Origin of the sequence: Cognataquiflexum aquatile (assembly GCF_003316845.1) — a bacterium.
Classification (GTDB): Bacteria; Bacteroidota; Bacteroidia; order Cytophagales; family Cyclobacteriaceae; genus Cognataquiflexum; species Cognataquiflexum aquatile.
In genome coordinates, this window is record NZ_QMIK01000006.1 from 218,473 (window position 1) to 237,252 (window position 18,780).

The 18,780-nt window shown below is 40.7% G+C and carries 18 protein-coding genes and 1 pseudogene; 10 read left to right on the plus strand and 9 right to left on the minus strand.

The genetic code is table 11. From position 1 onward, the window contains the following. Positions 1-15: 15 nt before the first annotated feature. The 8 genes from DQW11_RS17960 to hisIE (DQW11_RS17990) all read left to right on the plus strand — a co-directional run bounded on the left by DQW11_RS17960 (position 16) and on the right by hisIE (DQW11_RS17990) (position 7,932). Positions 16-1,104 (plus strand): efflux RND transporter periplasmic adaptor subunit, encoded by a 1,089-nt coding sequence (locus tag DQW11_RS17960; protein ID WP_113925486.1) that lies wholly within the window; start codon positions 16-18, stop codon positions 1,102-1,104. Further along, on the plus strand, positions 1,101-2,360 hold the full coding sequence (locus DQW11_RS17965) for an ABC transporter permease (protein ID WP_113925487.1): 1,260 nt from the start codon (positions 1,101-1,103) through the stop codon (positions 2,358-2,360). Before DQW11_RS17960 ends, DQW11_RS17965 begins: the two co-directional genes overlap by 4 nt. A 132-nt stretch (positions 2,361-2,492) precedes the next feature. Next, the gene (locus DQW11_RS22415; RefSeq protein ID WP_198669918.1) at positions 2,493-2,693 is read left to right on the plus strand and encodes a hypothetical protein; all 201 of its coding nucleotides are present in this window, start codon (positions 2,493-2,495) and stop codon (positions 2,691-2,693) included. Then, positions 2,686-3,369 carry an ABC transporter ATP-binding protein gene (locus DQW11_RS17970; RefSeq protein WP_113925488.1) on the plus strand — a complete coding sequence of 228 codons (684 nt, stop codon included), beginning with the start codon at positions 2,686-2,688 and terminating at the stop codon, positions 3,367-3,369. Before DQW11_RS22415 ends, DQW11_RS17970 begins: the two co-directional genes overlap by 8 nt. Positions 3,370-3,447: 78 nt before the next feature. Continuing rightward, positions 3,448-4,545: a serine hydrolase domain-containing protein gene (locus DQW11_RS17975; RefSeq protein WP_113925489.1), complete on the plus strand. Its 1,098-nt coding sequence runs from the start codon at positions 3,448-3,450 to the stop codon at positions 4,543-4,545. Positions 4,546-4,599: 54 nt separating this feature from the next. After that, on the plus strand, positions 4,600-6,018 hold the full coding sequence (locus DQW11_RS17980; protein WP_113925490.1) for a Glu/Leu/Phe/Val family dehydrogenase: 1,419 nt from the start codon (positions 4,600-4,602) through the stop codon (positions 6,016-6,018). Between the two features lie 168 nt (positions 6,019-6,186). Continuing rightward, on the plus strand, positions 6,187-6,942 hold the full coding sequence (hisF, locus tag DQW11_RS17985; protein ID WP_113925576.1) for an imidazole glycerol phosphate synthase subunit HisF: 756 nt from the start codon (positions 6,187-6,189) through the stop codon (positions 6,940-6,942). 378 nt (positions 6,943-7,320) lie between these two features. After that, positions 7,321-7,932 carry a bifunctional phosphoribosyl-AMP cyclohydrolase/phosphoribosyl-ATP diphosphatase HisIE gene (gene hisIE, locus DQW11_RS17990; protein WP_113925491.1) on the plus strand — a complete coding sequence of 204 codons (612 nt, stop codon included), beginning with the start codon at positions 7,321-7,323 and terminating at the stop codon, positions 7,930-7,932. A gap of 128 nt (positions 7,933-8,060) precedes the next feature. On the opposite strand, the gene DQW11_RS17995 is transcribed toward hisIE (DQW11_RS17990), so the two are convergent. Both DQW11_RS17995 and DQW11_RS18000 read right to left on the minus strand, forming a co-directional pair. Continuing rightward, positions 8,061-8,897 (minus strand): DUF6671 family protein, encoded by an 837-nt coding sequence (locus tag DQW11_RS17995; RefSeq protein ID WP_113925492.1) that lies wholly within the window; start codon positions 8,895-8,897, stop codon positions 8,061-8,063. Between the two features lie 6 nt (positions 8,898-8,903). Beyond that, complete coding sequence (locus DQW11_RS18000; RefSeq protein WP_113925577.1) at positions 8,904-10,259, minus strand: dihydroorotase; 1,356 nt, start codon at positions 10,257-10,259, stop codon at positions 8,904-8,906. Positions 10,260-10,570: 311 nt separating this feature from the next. Between DQW11_RS18000 and hisIE (DQW11_RS18005) the strand changes: the two are divergent. Next, positions 10,571-11,178: pseudogene (hisIE, locus tag DQW11_RS18005) on the plus strand (bifunctional phosphoribosyl-AMP cyclohydrolase/phosphoribosyl-ATP diphosphatase HisIE). 99 nt (positions 11,179-11,277) lie between these two features. Here hisIE (DQW11_RS18005) and DQW11_RS18010 read toward each other — a convergent pair. From DQW11_RS18010 to DQW11_RS18030, 5 genes are all read right to left on the minus strand, one after another. After that, positions 11,278-11,550, minus strand: coding sequence for a hypothetical protein (locus DQW11_RS18010; protein WP_113925493.1), 273 nt, complete (start codon positions 11,548-11,550; stop codon positions 11,278-11,280). A 188-nt stretch (positions 11,551-11,738) separates the two neighbouring features. Continuing rightward, complete coding sequence (locus DQW11_RS18015) at positions 11,739-12,185, minus strand: YqhA family protein (RefSeq protein ID WP_113925494.1); 447 nt, start codon at positions 12,183-12,185, stop codon at positions 11,739-11,741. A gap of 43 nt (positions 12,186-12,228) precedes the next feature. Beyond that, positions 12,229-13,905 (minus strand): arylsulfatase, encoded by a 1,677-nt coding sequence (locus tag DQW11_RS18020; protein WP_113925495.1) that lies wholly within the window; start codon positions 13,903-13,905, stop codon positions 12,229-12,231. A gap of 18 nt (positions 13,906-13,923) precedes the next feature. Further along, on the minus strand, positions 13,924-14,484 hold the full coding sequence (locus DQW11_RS18025; protein ID WP_113925496.1) for a DUF4136 domain-containing protein: 561 nt from the start codon (positions 14,482-14,484) through the stop codon (positions 13,924-13,926). 22 nt (positions 14,485-14,506) lie between these two features. Next, positions 14,507-15,184, minus strand: a complete 678-nt coding sequence (locus tag DQW11_RS18030; RefSeq protein ID WP_113925497.1) for a hypothetical protein — start codon at positions 15,182-15,184, stop codon at positions 14,507-14,509. Between the two features lie 251 nt (positions 15,185-15,435). Between DQW11_RS18030 and DQW11_RS18035 the strand changes: the two genes are divergently transcribed. Further along, complete coding sequence (locus DQW11_RS18035) at positions 15,436-17,010, plus strand: tetratricopeptide repeat protein (protein ID WP_113925498.1); 1,575 nt, start codon at positions 15,436-15,438, stop codon at positions 17,008-17,010. Positions 17,011-17,128: 118 nt separating this feature from the next. On the opposite strand, the gene DQW11_RS18040 is transcribed toward DQW11_RS18035, so the two are convergent. Both DQW11_RS18040 and DQW11_RS18045 read right to left on the minus strand, forming a co-directional pair. Beyond that, entirely contained in the window at positions 17,129-17,680 is a 552-nt protein-coding gene (locus DQW11_RS18040) for a GNAT family N-acetyltransferase (protein ID WP_113925499.1), read from the minus strand. Positions 17,681-17,725: 45 nt separating this feature from the next. Beyond that, positions 17,726-18,721 (minus strand): bestrophin family protein, encoded by a 996-nt coding sequence (locus DQW11_RS18045; RefSeq protein WP_113925500.1) that lies wholly within the window; start codon positions 18,719-18,721, stop codon positions 17,726-17,728. Positions 18,722-18,780 lie beyond the last annotated feature (59 nt).

Here is an 18,780-nt window from a genome sequence, read left to right on the forward strand (position 1 = left end):
TCAAACCTGTCTCATATGAAATACTTCAATGCTATTTTTTTAGGGTTAATATTTGTTTTTAATTTTTCCTGTGACTCTTCCCAAGAGTCTGTCTTCCCGAAAAGAGAAAGTATCTCGGAATCCGTCTATGCCTCCGGTCTTATCAAAGCACAAAACCAATATCAGGCTTTTGCTAATGCTAACGGGATTGTTCAGGAGATATTTGTCAGTGAAGGTGATTCTGTAAAAGTAGGAAGCCCGATTTTGGTCATTTACAACCAAACTGCCAGGCTGAATAGGGAAAATGCCGAACTGACTCGGGCATTTGCAGACCGAAAAGCGAATCAATCCCGGCTGCGAGAATTGGAAAACAACATTGAAAATGCAGAAAATAAATGGCGGAACGATTCCCTTCTTTATGAAAGGCAAAGAAGGTTGAAAGAACAGGGGGTGGGATCAGCTGTTGATTTGGAACAGAGACAACTGGCATTCGAAAATTCCCGAAATGCCTATCAAAGTGCCAAGCTCATCTATCAGGATGTCAAAAGGGAAATAAACTACAACGAGAAAAGCGCTACCAAAAACCTCTCTATCTCCAAAGCCCTGGAAAGTGACCTTGTCTTGAAAAGTGAGGTGAATGGAAGGGTTTATGATTTGCTCAAAGAAAAGGGTGAAATGGTCAATGCCCAGACACCCTTGGCAGTATTGGGAAGTGCTGATGAGTTTGTTTTGGAGATGCAGGTGGATGAATATGATATCGTCAAGGTAAAACATGGACAAAAGATAGTCGTGACTATGGACAGTTACCGGGGAGAGACATTTGAGGCGGTAGTGTCCAAAATCAACCCTTTGATGAATGAAGCGTCCAAGAGCTTTTTGGTGGAAGGGGTTTTTGTACATGCACCTCCTGTTTTGTATCCCAATCTCACCTTGGAAGCTAATATTGTGATAGAAGTAAAGGAAGACGCGCTGATTTTGCCAAGGTCCTTTATCCTGAATGATGCTTTTGTGATCAATGCTGCAGGGGATACCTTACCGGTCAAATTGGGGCTGAAAGACCTCCAAAAAGCCGAAATATTGGAAGGAGTTGACGAGAAAACTGCTGTAATCAAACCTGCCAAATGAAAGTTTCCCTCATCCTAGAGATTGCCAAGGCGCTGATGCTTGCCCGGTTCAAACAAACCATGATAGCTGCAATAGGCGTAGTATTCAGCATTACCATGTTTGTGGCTTTGCTAGGATTTATGAATGGCTTGAACAAACTCTTGGATGGCTTGATCCTCAACCGCACACCCCATATCCGATTTTACAATGAAATCAAACCATCGGTTAACCAGCCGATCGACCTTGCCGATGAATTCAGCAATTTTTACAATATCATCAGGTCAGTCAAACCCGCTGCCAGCCGCTTAAGCATTTATAACAATGAGGCCATTATCAGGACACTTGAAGAAGATCCAAGGGTTTTGGGTGTGGCACCAAAGTTATCCGCACAGGTTTTTTACAATGTTGGAACCATTGATATCACCGGTGTCATCAACGGCATAGACGTCGAAGCTGAGAGCAAACTTTTTGCTTTCACAGATTACGTGACGGCGGGGAATTATATTGATTTAAAAAATACCTCCAACAGCATTATTTTGGGAAAAGGCGCTGCGGACCGGATGATGGCAGAAATAGGAGATGTCATCCAAGCGACTACTTCTCAAGGCAACAGGGTTCAATTGAAAGTTGTGGGTTATTACCAATCCGGTTTGGGGGATTTGGACAATGTGCAATCTTACGCCTCCATTGGCACCGTCCAGAAAATGATGGGAGAAACCGCTTCTTACGTGACTGATATCCAAGTCAAACTGAAGGATTTTAACCTTGCTCCCGCTATGGCACGGGACTACAGGGATATCTTTGGGATCGATGCGGATGACATACAGACTGTAAATGCACAGTTTGAAACGGGAACCAATATCAGGACTTTGATCAGCTACGCCGTGGGAATTACCTTGCTGATTGTTTCAGGATTTGGGATTTACAATATCCTGAACATGATGATTTATGAAAAAATGGACACCATCGCCATCCTGAAGGCCATTGGCTTTTCGGGTAGGGATGTGAATAATATTTTCATCACCATCGCCTTGACCATCGGTTTTGTAGGAGGAACTATCGGATTGATTCTTGGATTTATGGCTGGTTTGGGCATTGAGCGGATCCCTTTTGAGACGGAGGCACTTCCGACGGTCAAAACCTTTCCGGTAGATTTTAACCCGAAGTATTATATCATCGCGGCGATATTCAGTATTGTGACGACGTATTTTGCCGGATATTTCCCTGCCCGCAAGGCGAGTGGGGTCGATCCGGTTGAGATAATTAGGGGAAAATAATGAGAAGCGAAAGACGAGTAGCGAGGGACAAGTTGGCAGTCATAGAAAACGAGGTTAGTTCAAGTGCAGGCCTAGTTCAAGTCTCCAGACTTGGACTTACATTGCTTGTAAATCTAGTTCAAGTCTTCAGACTTGGACTTGAATCTCGACTTATTTCAAAGCAGTCTGAGACTGCAATATTCTGGTCCAAGTCAGAGACTTGAACCATTCTTGCAAGAATACCGACTTCTCAACCCGATAACCCGACAACGCGAAGCAGACAACAATTATAACGACTACAACCATTACAACAAATACAACAAATACAACAATTACAACCACCAACATGCTTGAAACACCTGTCCTAGAAGCACAAAAAGTAAACAAATACTTTTTCAGCCCTGATAAAACCCAGGTGCTGAAGGAGGTGACTTTTCAGGTGACCAGGGGAGAATTCGTGTCCATCATGGGAAAATCAGGCTGTGGCAAATCAACCCTCCTTTATATCCTCAGTACCATGGATACAGATTATGAAGGTAAATTATTGATTGACGGTGAGGTGATCAGTGGAAAAAGCCCAAGTTACCTTTCCAAAATCCGGAATGAAAAAATCGGATTTGTTTTTCAGTTCCATTATTTGCTCAATGAATTTTCGGTTTTGGAAAATGTCATGATCCCAGGCCTCAAACTCAACAAGAAATCCCGGCCCGAACTCGAACACATCGCCATGGAAAAGCTGAAAATTTTTGACATGCAGGACCATGCGCTCAAGAAAGCAAACCAACTTTCCGGTGGGCAAAAACAAAGGGTCGCTATCGCACGCTCCTTGATGAATGATCCTCTCATTATCATGGGAGACGAACCGACCGGCAATCTTGACAAAAGAAACTCAGATATTGTCTTTAATATTTTCAAAGAACTGGCAAAGGAATTCAAACAGACCATGCTCATCGTCACCCATGATGCTGAATTTGCCGCAGGCACCGACAGGATTATCGAAATGGAAGACGGCTATATTATCAAACAATAAACTTTTGTTATTAAACCTGACACTTTTGGTAGTGTCTAATGGTCAAATCTTTTTTTAAAAAAATCTATCTCATCACCCATGAAAAACCCCTTCATTGTTCTCCTTTTTTTGGCAGTATTATTTTCCTGTACCGAAAAAGAAACCCCCAATCCCAATCCTTCTGCTTTGTATTTTCCACCTTTGTCCGGCAATACCTGGGAGACTACCACACCCGCTTCCCTCAATTGGGACTTGGAAAAACTGGAAGAACTCAAACAATTATTGGAAAACAACAGCTCCCGTGCTTTCATTATTCTCAAAGACGGGAAGATCGTCGTAGAAGAATATTTCGGAACCAAAATCAGCGGAGGCCAGCCTTTTGACCAAAGTTCTCTGTGGTATTGGGCATCAGCGGGGAAGACCCTCACCGCAACATTGGCCGGAATAGCACAGGAAGAAGGAAAGCTGGACATCCAAAAACCGAGTTCTATATACTTGGGCAAAGGTTGGACTTCGCTGAACCCTACTCAGGAAGATAAAATCAGGGTCTGGCATCAACTCACCATGACCACAGGATTGGATGATGCCGTGGCAGATAGGGATGATTTTTCGCCGGAGGCGCTCCTCTATAAAGCCGAACCGGGTACAAGATGGGCCTACCACAATGCACCCTACACACTTTTGGACAAAGTCATCGAAGGGGGAACAGGGAAAACCTTCCCCCAATATTTCAGTGAAAAACTGGGTTCAAAAATCCGTATGACAGGGGCTTGGCAGCGGGTTGGTTCCAATAATGTTTTCTTTAGCGATGCCAGGTCGATGGCGAGATTTGGGCTTTTGATATTGGCAGACGGCGACTGGGACGGGGAAAGCATTATCAAAGACAAAAACTACCTGAAAGACATGGTCAACACCTCCCAAAATATCAACCTAAGCTATGGTTATCTTTGGTGGCTGAATGGGAAAGATTCCTTTATTCCGCCAACTGTTCAGGTCAAAGTCCCCGGTTCATATGCTCCAAATGGCCCTGATGATATGTTTTGTGGCTTAGGCAAGGACGGACAATACGTTTGCGTGATCCCTTCACAAAATCTCGTTTTGGTGCGAATGGGGGAAAGTCCCGATCAGGCTTTGGTTCCTTTTACTTTTTTGGATGATATCTGGGGAATCCTGAGAAATATCATTCCGGCCAATTAAGGACTTCAGTCAAATGATTTGTATCTTCGGGCCATAACCAAAATACCAGTTTTTATGAGCAAGAAGACCGAATACAGTTTGTTTCAGGATGTTTGTGGGTTTGTGGATGAGGCAGCCAAGTACATGGATATCCATCCGGGATTATTGGAGCAGATCAAAGAGTGCAACAGTATTTATAAATTCAATTTTCCGATCCGAAACGACGATGGGACCTATGAAACCCTGACGGGCTATAGAATTCAGCATTCCCATCACAAACTTCCCTGCAAAGGAGGTATCCGGTATAGTGACCATGTAGACGAAGAAGAGGTAAAAGGACTTGCTTCCCTGATGACATACAAATGTGCTTTGGTCAATGTGCCTTTTGGTGGCGCAAAAGGTGGAGTCAGCATCGATCCAAAAAAATATACAGTCAATCAGCTCGAAAGAATTACAAGAAGATATACCTCTGAGCTGATCAAGAAAAAATTTATCGGTCCGGCCATCGATGTTCCTGCTCCTGATTACGGTACAGGTGCCCGCGAAATGGCTTGGATTGTGGATACTTATGAGGCTTTCAATCCCGAAGTCATCAATGCCAAAGGCTGTGTCACAGGAAAACCACTTTCCCAACACGGGATTGATGGCAGGACCGAAGCTACTGGACAGGGAGTATTTTTTGGAATCCGGGAGGCTGTCAGTGTTGCTGAAGACATGGCTCCACTTGGACTTTCCACCGGATTGAGAGGGAAAACAGTCATTGTTCAGGGACTGGGTAATGTAGGATTTTATTCAGCCAAATACCTGAGCGAAGCCGGTGCCAAAGTGATCGGCATCGCAGAATGGAATGGGGGTATTTACGATGAGAAGGGAATCAATATCGAGGCTTTAAAAAAATACCAAACACAAACAGGCAGCTTCAAAGGCTATTCTTCAGGAGAATTCATAGAGAAAAGTAAAGAATTACTTACTTATCCCTGTGATATCCTAGTGCCTGCTGCCTTGGAAAACCAGATCACCAAAGACAATGCCGCCAAGATCCAAGCAAAGATTATCGGTGAGGCTGCCAATGGTCCGGTGACCCAAGAGGCTGAAAAAATATTGGTCGAAAAAGGAATAATGATCATCCCTGATATGTATCTCAATGCCGGTGGGGTAACAGTTTCTTACTTCGAATGGCTCAAAAACCTTTCCCGTGTATCTTTTGGTAAACTCGAAAAGCGCTATGACCAGGAAAAATACAGGAAACTTCTCGGCACTATCGAAAATGCCACCGGAGAGGAGTTCACAGATGATGAAAAAGAACAGTTGATCCAAGGAGCATCTGAAAGGGACTTGGTTCTTTCCGGTTTGGAAGAGACCATGGTCAATGCCTACCATGCCATGAATAAAGTGAGGCAGGAAAAAAACATCAAAAGCCTCAGGACTGCCGGATTTATCCTGGCTTTGGAGAGAATTGCAGTGAGTTATACCGATTTGGGAATTTTTCCTTGATCAATTTTGGTTAAAAGGAAAAAGTTATTGGGTTAATGGGATTTGATTCAAAGGTTGGAAAGTTCCAAGGTTGGAAAGTTGAGACCTGCCAATTTCTTTGTACTTAATTCTATGTTCTTTTTTCTTCCATCTCATGTCTCAAGTCTCCTGTCTTTTGTCTTAAAAAAAATGTTAACAAAAAGAATAATCCCTTGCCTCGACATCAAAGACGGCAGAACAGTCAAAGGAGTAAATTTTGTCCAGTTGCGCGATGCTGGAGATCCGGTGGAGTTGGCCAAAATTTACTCCGATGAAGGGGCAGACGAGCTTGTTTTTTTGGATATCACTGCTACCGTGGACAAGCGTAAAACCTTGGCAGAATTGGTAACCAAGATTGCAAAGGCTATCAATATCCCATTTACAGTCGGTGGTGGAATATCTACCGTGGAGGATGTAAAAGTCCTGTTAAACGCCGGTGCGGATAAGATCTCGATCAATTCTGCGGCGGTCAACAATCCACAGATCATCAATGACATGGCACAGGAATTCGGCAGTCAGTGTGTAGTAGTGGCCATTGATACCCGAAATGTCGATGGATTAGACTTTGTTCATACCCATGGAGGAAGAAAGCCGACCCTACTCCAAACCCAAGCTTGGGCCAGGGAAGTATGTGACCGTGGTGCTGGAGAAATCCTCCTTACTTCCATGGACCATGATGGTACTAAAGGAGGCTTTGCCAATGAGATTACAGCAGAGATTTCTTCCATGCTTTCGATTCCGGTAATCGCTTCAGGTGGTGCGGGAAACAGCGAACATTTCAAAGATGTGTTTACCTTCGGCAAAGCGGATGCGGCATTGGCGGCAAGTATCTTCCACTTTAAAGAGATCCCAATTCCTGAACTCAAGGCCTATTTGAATTCAGAAGGAATATCTATAAGGAAATAATGTTGAAATATGCTTCGCGAAATAAAAACTGAAATAATGTAGAAATATGCTTCGCGAAATAAATAGAAATAAGCTTCACCTATTTGCCTTATTTCCATTTATATCAACCTTATTTCCACTTTATATCGATTTAATGAAATAATGTTGAAATATGCTTCGCGAAATAGATAGAAATAAGCTTCACCGATTAACCTTATTTCTATTTATATCTACCTTGTTTCCACCATATATCAATTAAGAGAAATAATGTTGAAATATGCTTCGCGATATAAGTTGATATATACCTCTCTACTTAGCCTTATTTCCATTTATATCAACCTTATTTCCACTTTATTTCTACCATATTTCTTTTTCCCGTAACCCTACTTAGATTAAAAAATGAATAACCTAAATATAGATTTTGACAAAGTAGATGGTCTGGTGCCTGCCATCATTCAGGATGAGGTCACAGGTGCTGTCCTGATGCTTGGCTATATGAACCAAGAATCTTTGGACCTGACCATTTCTACCCAAAAAGTCACTTTTTACAGCCGGACCAAACAACGGCTTTGGACCAAGGGTGAAACCTCCGGTAACTTTCTGATGCTGAAATCCATCAAACTTGATTGTGACAAAGACACGCTTTTGGTCAGGGTAAATCCTGTAGGACCTGTTTGTCACAAGGGCGATGATACCTGTTTTGCTGAAGAAAATAAAAGCAAAACACTTTTTATCGACCAACTCAGGGAGATCATCAAGGACAGAAAAGCCAACCCAACCGAAAAATCCTATACCGCCTCGCTTTTTGCAAAAGGGATCAACAAGATTGCTCAAAAAGTAGGAGAAGAGGCAGTGGAAATCGTCATTGAAGCCAAAGACGACAACAAGGATTTGTTTTTAGGTGAAGCGGCCGATTTGCTTTTCCACTACCTTATCCTCCTGGAAGCAAAAGAAATCGAACTCGACGAGGTGATGGAAGTTTTGATTAAGAGGCATAAGGGAGGGAAATAATACCTGCATTATGGCTGTTTGAAATTGCCAAGACAGATTTGAAATTCTGTTTTGGGTTAAAAATCCCGCGCATCTTTATCCTGGATCCACCAGAAAACAAAAGATTTTTTGATTTCTTACCACTGATATCAAGGATTGCAAAAATCACAATACATAGGGTCCTCGTCCTTCTTCTTGTGGGGAAACATTTCTTCCTCTAAATAGTGACAATGAACACATTGGCGAATGTAGGATAATGTTGATCGAGTCGGAGACCCGCACAAGCTACATTTTAAACCACTTTTGGCATCAGTAATTCCAAAGCCAGGCATTCTACATTGGGGACATTGAGAATTTATTTTGTCCAGTAATTTTTTTGTAGCTTCTTCAATGACGCCCATTCGGGTGGGGTTGTACAAAGCTCTCATATCTGTTTCAACATAAAGGGAACCGTATTTCTGTTGAAGATGACCAAACACATTTTTTAACTGTTTTTCATCTGTGATGCCTTTAAAAATATCTGCGTTTTCTTCTCTCCCTTTACGAAGTATGAGACCATGTGAGGGGAAACCAACCGAATTGGCAAATTCAAAAAGCGCTTCTTCGGTTTTTATTTCCCTACCGTTAAAGTTGGTTTCAGTACTTAGCTCTCTGCTGATAATTTCAAGGTTGTTTTTTTTATCGATGAAAATCAAAAATTCTTCGTCTGCATTGACAAAATATAACGATGGATGTTGCCCAAATGATCCTTCACTTGCAATGGCTAAATCGCAATTTGTCATTTCCATGGCAATCAGACATTTTTGCCTGGCTGTCGCAATAGGATCAAGTTTACGGTCTACTTCACCTGTGAAGGTGCCCAAAAGGTCAGAATCAAAATCTTTAGGGACAAAGCAGGAGACTCCCAATGCTTTTTCTGCAAGAGGGGCAATGACGCATTCTTTTTCATGTTTTGTGGCAATGAGTAACCTTCGGCCTTGGAACATTGTGACTCAGATTTTTTGGTTTTCCTGAACCGACAGAGCCTGACCTTTTACCTTTTCTGAAAAAGAGCCATTGTCAAAAACCAAAATTCCGTTTACGAATGTTTTTTCAACTTTGGAATGAAAAGTCGTTCCTTCCAAAGGAGACCAAGCGCACTTATAAAGAATGTTTTCTTTAGATACTGTCCATTCTGTGTTGAGGTCAACCAAAGTTAAATCCGCACAATAGCCTTCCCGGATAAACCCTCTTTTTTGGATTCTGTACAATACAGCAGGATTATGACACATCTTTTCAACAATTTTCTCCAACGATATAAGCCTTTGATGATAAAACTCCAACATACAGTTTAAAGAATGTTGCACCATAGGTGCGCCGGACATGGATTGGAAATAGGGTTTCAGTTTTTCTTCTAAGGTATGTGGTGCATGGTCTGTAGTGACAAGATCAATCCTGTCGTCCAATAATGCCTTCAAAAGTCCTTTTCGGTCTGCTTCGGTTTTTATGGCAGGATTCCATTTGATCAACGTTCCCAATTTTTTATAGTCTTTGTCACAAAACCACAAATGGTGAACCGAAACTTCGGTAGTTATATTTTTTTCTTGTAAAGGAATATCGTTACGAAAAAGATGGGTCTCGGCTTCCGTTGTCAGGTGCAGGATATGGAGTCTTGCTTTGTGTTTGTTGGCAATTTCAATGGCTCTTTTGGTTGCTTCAAAGCAAGCTTTTTCACTTCTTATCAGCGGGTGAAATTCCACCGGGACATTATCACCATATTTTTCGCGGAAGATATTTTCATTCTCTTCAACGATTTGTTCCTTTTCAGAATGAATGGCAATAATTGATTTGCAATTCGCAAACAGCTTTTCCATTGTATCGGGATTGTCTGCGAGAAGATTTCCTTTTTTTGTAAAGTATAGCCCGTCATCGGAGACTCCCAAAAGTTTTGAGGTATCCAGTGCGATGACTTCATCAAGATTGTCGCCATTGACTCCCAAGAAAAAACCGAAATTGGCCAAAGACTGCTCTGAGGCAATCCGGTACTTTTCATTCAGGATGTCCATCGTCAATACATTAGGACTGGTATTGGGCATATCGATGAATGAAGTAACACCTCCTGCAACCGCAGCCTTACTTTCTGTGTACAGGTCTCCTTTGTGGGTCAGTCCGGGTTCACGGAAATGTACCTGTCCATCAATAATACCCGGTAATAAAAACTTACCTGTCCCGTCAATCACATTTGCAGAATCGGCTTCGTTGAGATTTCCTATTTTTTGGATGATCCCCTCGTCAATAAGAAGGTCTGCGACGGTTATTTTTCCCTCATTTACGATGCTGACATTTTTTATCAAAGTCCTTGCTGCCATCTTAATTTCTTTTTCTTTTTTGGGCGATTTGTCTTTTGTGAAGCAATTGGTATTCACACTAATTTCTCAAGCAAAGAAATATCAAAGCAACTCTAATTCCAAGGAGAACAACTAAGAAAGCGCTGTCTTTTTCAATGATGACAAGCCATAATTATACCGATGGATTATCGGGATTAATGTCTCATTTCTCCCATCTAATTATTGTTTACAAAAAGAATAATCCCCTGCCTCTCTACTTAGCCTTATTTCCATTTATATCAACCTTATTTCTACCATATTTCTTTTTCCCTTAACCCTATTTAGATTAAAAAATGAATAACCTAAATATAGATTTTGACAAAGTAGATGGTCTGGTGCCTGCCATCATTCAGGATGAGGTCACAGGTGCTGTCCTGATGCTTGGCTATATGAACCAAGAATCTTTGGACCTGACCATTTCTACCCAAAAAGTCACTTTTTACAGCCGGACCAAACAACGGCTTTGGACCAAGGGTGAAACCTCGGGCAACTTCCTGATGCTCAAATCCATCAAATTTGATTGTGACAACGACACGCTTTTGGTCAGGGTCAATCCTGTAGGATCTGTTTGTCACAAGGGTGATGATACCTGTTTTGCTGAAGAAAATAAAAGCAAAACACTTTTTATCGACCAACTCAGGGATATCATCAAGGACCGAAAAGCCAACCCTACCCAAAAATCCTATACCGCTCCGCTTTTTGCAAAAGGGATCAACAATATTGCTCAAAAAGTGGGAGAAGAGGCAGTGGAAATCGTCATTGAAGCCAAAGACGACAACAAGGATTTGTTTTAGGTGAAGCTGCCGATTTGCTTTTCCACTACCTCATTCTCCTCGAAGCCAAAGAAATCGAACTCGACGAGGTGATGGAAGTGCTTATAATGAGGCATATAGGAGGTTAATGTTCAAAATTTCTGTTCTACTCTTTCTTTTTTTCCAATGAAAAAAAATTGGTTGTTTGAAAATAAGCAAAATGTCGACTTACCTTCTGAAATATGTCTTTAAAACTGCTTATTCAAATCATGGTATTCTATTTTTGACATAAAAGGAAAGTATGGCAATGATTCAATAAGCTTTTTGCTATTGGGTTCATCTATGTCTTTGAATATTAAAACAGCACTTTTCTTTGAAACTGAAATAAAGAAATTTTCCAGAATGCTTTCTTTTTTCCATTGATTTATTAATTCCATTTCTTTTTCCGGCAATTCATGATTGGACTTAATAATTTCTATACCACTGTCTGAGAGTGTGATTAAAACCAATATTCTATGCATGTTATTTAATTATTTTAAAATTTAATTTAAATCATTTACTAAATTAAAGAATAATATTTTGTGTTTTTAAGCAATTTGTTTTATAAAAAATTTGTCAGCAAATATTTCCCCCAAAAGGATTACCTGTCATTTGCTGAATTTACTCTTTAAATATTCCTCCAATCGTCCTTTATTATTTATTCAAATTGTCAGTGTTTTAGCAATTTAGAACTTATCGAAAACAACGCCACTGAAGTAGGGATGATCAGAATTTCCCAATCCAATGGTCCGTTTGCCCTCAAAACATGGGTCCCGAAAGTGATGAGCAATGTCAGCAAAATGGCATTCCATGTTAAGTTTTTAAGTTCAAAGAAATTATTGATGAGAAGCCATGGCAATTCCAATTTTTTGAACCCGCCAAAATCAGGATAAAACAATTTCATGAAGCCTAAGGAGAGAATAAGAAAAACCAAAGCTACCAAAAACAGGTCGAGAGATTCGACAATTTCAAGTCCAGGTTTTCCTTTTATTCCTTCAGAATACAAAATCGAATAGGCATGTATTGTTTTATATACTCCCAAACCTGCCGTAAAAAGGAAGTTTGAAAACATGGTTAAGGAAATAATCAAAACAGTAGATTTATATACCTTAACCATGATTTTGTTTATTTTTTACCTTCTTATTATCGCTTTAGATCAATCAATGTTCACCCATTAGGCTTCTTCCAAAAAGAGAATCATAATGTCCTTTGTGGTCATAAACATCATTCTTTTTGGCGTATTGAAGCCAATCATTGATGAGAGAGTCTTTTATATCAGGATACTGTAGTGAAAGATCATTGATTTCTCCTGGGTCATTTATCCTATCAAAAAGTTGCCACTCCCCTGTGCTGAAAGGTTTCGGTAACCTCAGGATCTTCCATTTTCCTTTTATGTAGGATTTTCGCTCAAACAATTCCCAACCCATGCCTTCACTGGAAAGATGGGTTTCCTGGGCTGACCCGGATAACACAGGCATCAAAGATTTACCTATAGGTTGTCTTACATCTTTTCCTTTAAATTGTTTTGGATAACTGGCGCCGGCCAATTCCAAAAAAGTAGGCATTAGGTCTGTCACATGGGCAAAACTCGTATTCCAATTCCCATTATTGGCAGAAGTTTGAGGTAATTTTACAATGAGTGGGGCTTTAATGCCGCCTTCAGATGTAAAACTTTTGAATAACCTGAATGGAGATGATGATGCCTGTGCCCAACCAGGACCCATTTCAATAAAGGAATTGGGTAAGCCCCGATTTTCCAAATCATTATTAAATGATCCCAAATATTTACCATCACCATTTCCGGGATATGTGGTTGCCATGACGCCATTGGCTCCATTATCCGACATAAAAACAATAAGCGTATTGTCATACAACCCTTGATTTTTCAAATAGTCTAAAAGACGGCCAATGCTCATATCAAGGTATTCGACCATAGCGGCATATACCTCCATATCTTTGGCAAATTCTTTCTTTTGCTCCGGACTGAGTGAGGACCATGCAGGAATATCACTGGGAGCGAAATCGTTGACGTTTTTGGAAATAATCCCAATTGCTTTTAGGTTGTCGAGCCGAAGGACCCTAAGAGAGTCCCAACCCATATCAAATTTCCCTTTGTATTTGTCGATATATTCTTTTGGAGCATGAAGTGGGTCATGGGGAGCAGTGTATGAAGCATACATGAAAAAGGGTTTGTTATCCGCTTTATGTTTCTCAATATAGCTGATGAGTGTATCTGTGTAATTTTTGGTAGAATAAAAATCCGCCGGTAGTTCAGCTACTTTTTTCCCGTTTGAACGATAGTCCATGACTTGGGGTGGTGACAGAGGGTTTTGGTCAGCATAGTGACTACCACCGCCTTGGAGGAGTGAAAAAGATTCTTCAAATCCTCTCGAGGAAGGGATATGTGCGTCTTCATCCCCAAGATGCCATTTACCTGCCATATAAGTATGGTACCCGGATTCCCTTAAAATTTCCGGAAGGGTTACCACTTCATCATTCAAATGTCCGGAATACCCGGGGAGGTTTGCCACAGAGGGATAGCTGACTTCACTCATGATTCCTACTCCGGCAACGTGGTTGTCATTTCCGGTCAGTAGAGCAGAGCGTGTGGGTGAACAGGTAGGCAATACATAAAAGTTCGAAAACAGCATCCCCTCTTTGCTGAGCTGTCCTAATACCGGGGTTTGAATATTTCCACCAAAAGGTTCAATATCATTAAACCCCAAATCGTCAGCAACGATCAAAAGGATGTTTGGCTGTGGGGAAAGGGTTTCAACATTTTGGTTTTGGCTACACCCTGCCAATACAAAGAGAAAATATAAGGATAGCTTTTTCATTAAAGGATTTACTTTGTTTTACTTCTTTTTAGAACCTGGAGGGAAATCAGAAAGAATCTTGTTTATGTAGGTAGGAATTTCAGTTTCAGGTTTTTTCAATCCTGTATCAATTTCTTTATTGCCTGTTCCTTGCCACAGCAAATGTTTTGTGGAGGCATCCAAGATGTCAATTATCAAAGAACCTTCTTTGAGGTCAGTAACATTGTAAACTGTTGATCCGCCATAAGAAGGACCCCATCGGTATGGCCTGTAGTACCCACCGTAATTATAGTAGCTATTGGCAGTAATCTGCTTTTTTTCATTGACTATGGCCGTAACATTGACTAGAAGTTGAGGATTGTTTTGATCCTCGATAAAGCCTTTTTTGATGAGCTCTTCTCTGGTGGCATTGATGATTCTCTGTTGATTGAGTTCACTTAAACCAGGTCCTTTGTCCTTTAACTCAAAAAAGGAAAAGGATTTGTATTGGCTGAAGTCAGCTTTTGAATCATAATCTGTAATTACTTTCAATGGAGAACTGCAGGCCATTGCAGTTAAGCTGAGTAAAATCAATAATCTGATTTTTGATTGGATTCCCATTTTTTAATTGTTTTAATGAAGTCTATTTTATCCGAATGGTATAATCTTGGTTCTTTGCCTCAACGATCATATTTTGGGTAGGCATATTCAAAGTAGTGGTGGACAAGTGATTCGTTCCGTTGCTGAACTTTTCGTAGTTTAGTTTTCCTTCCACTTTATCTTTTCCCAGCAAAGTGGAAAATTCTTTATAGGTAAATAGGAAGGTTTCAGGATCAATCCGGATCATCAATCGATCCCCGTCCACATGGACATTGTCAGATACAGCTTCAATCTGTCCATCCTTTTCTGTAACCGTTGCTTTATTGAAAAAATCAAGCATTTCACCCTTGGTCATAAATGCATAGTCAGTCGCCAAAGCAAGAGATTTTTCTATGTAATCAGATTTGTCCTCGATGGCACTTGCCTGCGCTTTGCCTCTTAGACCTGGTTTTTTTTCAACACTGGTTTTGGTATCAATGATTTTTGTATCAAGTTTGCCTTCAGGGGTATAACCAAATTCTGTTATTATCGTCAATTTCAGTTCGTTTGCTATAAAAACATCAGACCTCCTTTTCCATACATATTCTTTCAGTTTCATTTGATTGGCTTCCTCAGCTTTTGAAATATCCAAGGATAATTTTTCTTTATCGATTTGGGCTTCTGCATAGAAAACCCCTAAAAACAAGAGCACTGATAATAAAATTGATTTTGATAAATTCATAATTGATGTAATAAAATAGAACTTTAAATTTTTGGCAGTCTTTATCCAATTAAGTAACATCCTCACTCCGAATCGGTATAAAAATTTCTCAATGGAGCCATCTTTACCAAACCTGAATATTTTTCTCCTTGACTGGGTTTAGCTGTAAATCCTGATGGAAACCATCCTTGTCGGAGTTTTTATTTAAATTTTATTCAAAACTATTATTTTGTAGTTTTAAGCGGCAGTTAAGCCAGTTAATTAACCGTTAAATGGAACCCATTCCCCCTATTCAAAAGCAGGAAATAATTGATCAGATGAACCGGATTCTTTCATTCCCGGTATTTAGTAATTCAATGATATTGTCTGAGTTTTTCAGATTTATTGTCCTGGAAACAATTGAGGGGAGATCACATTCCTTGAAGGAATATACCATTGGCACTCAAGTCTTATTGAAAAAAGCTGGATATGACCCACAGACGGATGCCTCTGTTAGGATTCATGCAGGAAGGCTCCGTAAGGCCTTGGATGACTATTATTTTACTTTGGGCAAAAATGACCCTCTGTTGATCTCAGTACCAAAAGGGGCTTACATTCCAACTTTTGAGCCTCCCAAAGCAATCAATCCTTCACCACAGGGAATCTCCCAAAATTTCATCCATAAACCTACCTTGGCAGTGATTCCCTTCTATTGTCTTGGAGAAAATGGCCTTCAGACTTTTGCGGATGGATTGTGTGATCAGATTTGTACGGAGTTTACAGGATTTAGCGAGCTTTCTGTAGTCTCTTATTTTTCTTCGAGGAAGATTGCTTCAGAAGTGTTGGAAAACAAAGATATGGCACTTCTATTGGATGCGACATACCTGCTTACCGGAAGTATCCAATCAGGAGATGACAAGGTTCGGATCAGGGTCCAACTTATCCAAAGCAAATCACAGCATCAGATTTGGGCTTGTTCCTATGAAAAGGAAAAATCCGCAATGTATAATTTTGCCATTCAGGATGACATCGTAAAGCATGTGATCAATCAGATAGGGGGTAGCCATGGAATCATTTACAGAGAAGCAGCCAAGGCAACACCCATCAAACAATCAGTAGATATAAAAGTGTATGATGCCGTTTTTTGGTATTATTATCTGGTCAATGATTTGAATGAAATCACCTTCAAGAAAGGATTGGAGGTCATGAAAAATACAGTACAGCTTGACCCCCAATATGCTTTAGGTTGGGCTATCCTTGGGGAAACCTATATCGCCGGATCCTTTTTTGGTTATGATTGTGGGGCGGCAGACCCCATTGAAGAGGGTGTGAAATGTGGTCAAAAGGCAATTCTCATAGACCCGCGCTGTCAGCACGCCTACCAAACTCTCAGTTTGGCCTATCTTTTCCAGCATAAGCCAAAGAATTGTTTTCAACTTTATGATCAATGGAAAAAATTGAATTTGAATTCCACGGGAATATCCGGAGGATTGGGATTTTGCCTGATATGTGCAGGCGATTATGAACGGGGTTATAAACTTTTGAGTGAATCGATCCAAGTCAATCCCTATTATCAATGGTGGTTCAATGCAGGTCTGAGTATATATCATTTTCATAATTCCGAATTTGAGGAAGCCCTTTACTGGGCAAATAAAATTCAAAAGCAGAGTGTAATTTGGGAATTGATCTTGAAAATTACCTCCTATTCTGAATTGAATAATTATAGTGATGCGTCCTTCTGCTTAGAGGAACTTCGCAAGGAGATTCCTTCGATATCGGAAAATATTAAACCAATTTTAGGATCATTTCTTCAATCTGAAATTTTAGTGGATAGATTTTTGAACGCTTTCAAAAAGGCGGAAATTTAAACAGAATAGCCATGTTGGAATGTTCCATCCACATGCGATGCTGTTTTGGATACATTGATTCGAAAAAGCTTTTCACTCTTATCTTGGTTTCAATGATTCCTAATTGTAATTACCTCCCTCACTCCATCCAATCCCACACTACAATGACCCAAATATCTCCATCGGCATTGGGGTAGCGGCTGAGTTCGCGGAAGCCGACCCGGTAGTGGGCTGCCAGGGAACGGTAGTTTTGGTCCGAAATCTCTGTAATTGCAAAATCAAAATTGTCCCCATGGACTGCACGATAAACCTCGTAGCAATAGTCAAAAACTCCCTGTCCCCGGTATTCTTTTCCCACAGCCACCTGCCCGACGACGAGGTAATTGTATTCCGAAAGCGGGATTCCCTTGTATTCCAATTGGTCAAACTCCTCAAACATCGGAATCAGCATCTCAATGTCATCTTTGCAATCTACCGTCATGGCCAGGATGTAAGCAGCGACGTGTTCGTCGTCTTTGGCGATGATATGCGGCGCAAAGGAATTCATCTTCCAAAGATCTTCTACGGTATGCTCTGCAAAGACAAATCCCTGATCGAGGGATTCGAGGTTTTTGATATGATTTTCCTGCTGCAGGTCAAGGATGCCGACAAATTCCTCATAGGTTTCGGCGGTTTTGAAAATTAGGGACATAGGATGGGATACCACCGACTTTTAGCTGTCAATGACGCTTTCAATTTACATCAAAAAGCCATTCTCTACAGGGTATGGTTTGGGAATTTTTTCATCATTTAACATTTCCCTCAGGTCTATTTCTATACCCCGGGTGATAGCCGAAATAGGCACATCATTGTAGGCGCCTTCAAAGGGGTTTTCGGAGTAATCTCCGATCCTTTCCATCAGGAAGAATATCCAGGTGATCAATCCTGAAAATGGAATGGTCATCCAGACCCATAGTTCTGAAGAGATCAAAAAAATGTCCAATAAGCCAAAAGGGATCAATGCACAAAACACATAGGTCATCCAAAGAGCAACAGAAGCATATTGACGGGGAAGAGGAAAATTTTTGATCCGCTCGGCCATGCCCTGGTTGTCATAAAGCCGCCCGACCAATTGGTGAAACCAGACCTGCTTGAAATCACTGATCAATCCTTTTGAGGTAAGTTCTTGGATCACATCGGATTGTTTCTTTAAAATCTGTGAAGGAATATTTGATTTGGTTCTGTAATGCTGCAACTCTGATTCGGAAATATACTCGAGCAATTCTTTGTCCAGGCCGTTGTTCAAAATCTCGTTATAGGTCGGAACAAAAAGAGTATTCTTTGGACCATATTTATGTTCCCATGTTTTTGGTATCCTGAGCAAATACCTCAGGGAAATGATCCAAGCCAGGTGCCTGTAAATAATGGATTTCTTGATGGCGTCAGTGTTTTCATTGGGGTTTTCATGAAGTAATGTAATGACAGCAGTGGCAAAGGTCCTGCTATCGTTCACAATTGCTCCCCAGATTTTGCGTGCTTCCCAAGTCCTGTCATAGGAGGAATTATTTTTGAAACCCAGGTAAAAGGAAACAGCGATACCGATGATGCTGATGGGCTGCCAGGGTAAGGTGAATTTGATCTCTGTGACTTGGTATAGAATAGTGATGATTGCTGCGTAAGCAAGTCCATAATAAAAAGGATTTCTGGACCATTTGAAAGTCATCCAAAAGCCGTAGTTTCTGTTTACATACATATCGGTATTGCTATATTTCTTTCATCAAAAATGAACTGACTGCTTTTTTAAACTCCGGA

Bases quoted from the DNA above. Each gene is read 5' to 3' on its own strand.
- DQW11_RS17995 (WP_113925492.1), bottom strand. From the start codon at position 8,897: ATGTTCCAAGGCCGAAGGTTACTCATTGCCACAAAACATGAAAAAGAA.
- DQW11_RS18035 (WP_113925498.1), top strand. From the start codon at position 15,436: ATGGAACCCATTCCCCCTATTCAAAAGCAGGAAATAATTGATCAGATG.
- DQW11_RS18020 (WP_113925495.1), bottom strand. From the start codon at position 13,905: ATGAAAAAGCTATCCTTATATTTTCTCTTTGTATTGGCAGGGTGTAGC.
- DQW11_RS17965 (WP_113925487.1), top strand. From the start codon at position 1,101: ATGAAAGTTTCCCTCATCCTAGAGATTGCCAAGGCGCTGATGCTTGCC.
- DQW11_RS18010 (WP_113925493.1), bottom strand. From the start codon at position 11,550: ATGCATAGAATATTGGTTTTAATCACACTCTCAGACAGTGGTATAGAA.
- DQW11_RS18015 (WP_113925494.1), bottom strand. From the start codon at position 12,185: ATGGTTAAGGTATATAAATCTACTGTTTTGATTATTTCCTTAACCATG.
- hisIE (WP_113925491.1), top strand. From the start codon at position 7,321: ATGAATAACCTAAATATAGATTTTGACAAAGTAGATGGTCTGGTGCCT.
- DQW11_RS17960 (WP_113925486.1), top strand. From the start codon at position 16: ATGAAATACTTCAATGCTATTTTTTTAGGGTTAATATTTGTTTTTAAT.
- DQW11_RS17980 (WP_113925490.1), top strand. From the start codon at position 4,600: ATGAGCAAGAAGACCGAATACAGTTTGTTTCAGGATGTTTGTGGGTTT.
- DQW11_RS18030 (WP_113925497.1), bottom strand. From the start codon at position 15,184: ATGAATTTATCAAAATCAATTTTATTATCAGTGCTCTTGTTTTTAGGG.
- DQW11_RS18040 (WP_113925499.1), bottom strand. From the start codon at position 17,680: ATGTCCCTAATTTTCAAAACCGCCGAAACCTATGAGGAATTTGTCGGC.
- DQW11_RS18025 (WP_113925496.1), bottom strand. From the start codon at position 14,484: ATGGGAATCCAATCAAAAATCAGATTATTGATTTTACTCAGCTTAACT.
- DQW11_RS17975 (WP_113925489.1), top strand. From the start codon at position 3,448: ATGAAAAACCCCTTCATTGTTCTCCTTTTTTTGGCAGTATTATTTTCC.
- hisF (WP_113925576.1), top strand. From the start codon at position 6,187: ATGTTAACAAAAAGAATAATCCCTTGCCTCGACATCAAAGACGGCAGA.
- DQW11_RS18000 (WP_113925577.1), bottom strand. From the start codon at position 10,259: ATGGCAGCAAGGACTTTGATAAAAAATGTCAGCATCGTAAATGAGGGA.
- DQW11_RS17970 (WP_113925488.1), top strand. From the start codon at position 2,686: ATGCTTGAAACACCTGTCCTAGAAGCACAAAAAGTAAACAAATACTTT.
- DQW11_RS18045 (WP_113925500.1), bottom strand. From the start codon at position 18,721: ATGTATGTAAACAGAAACTACGGCTTTTGGATGACTTTCAAATGGTCC.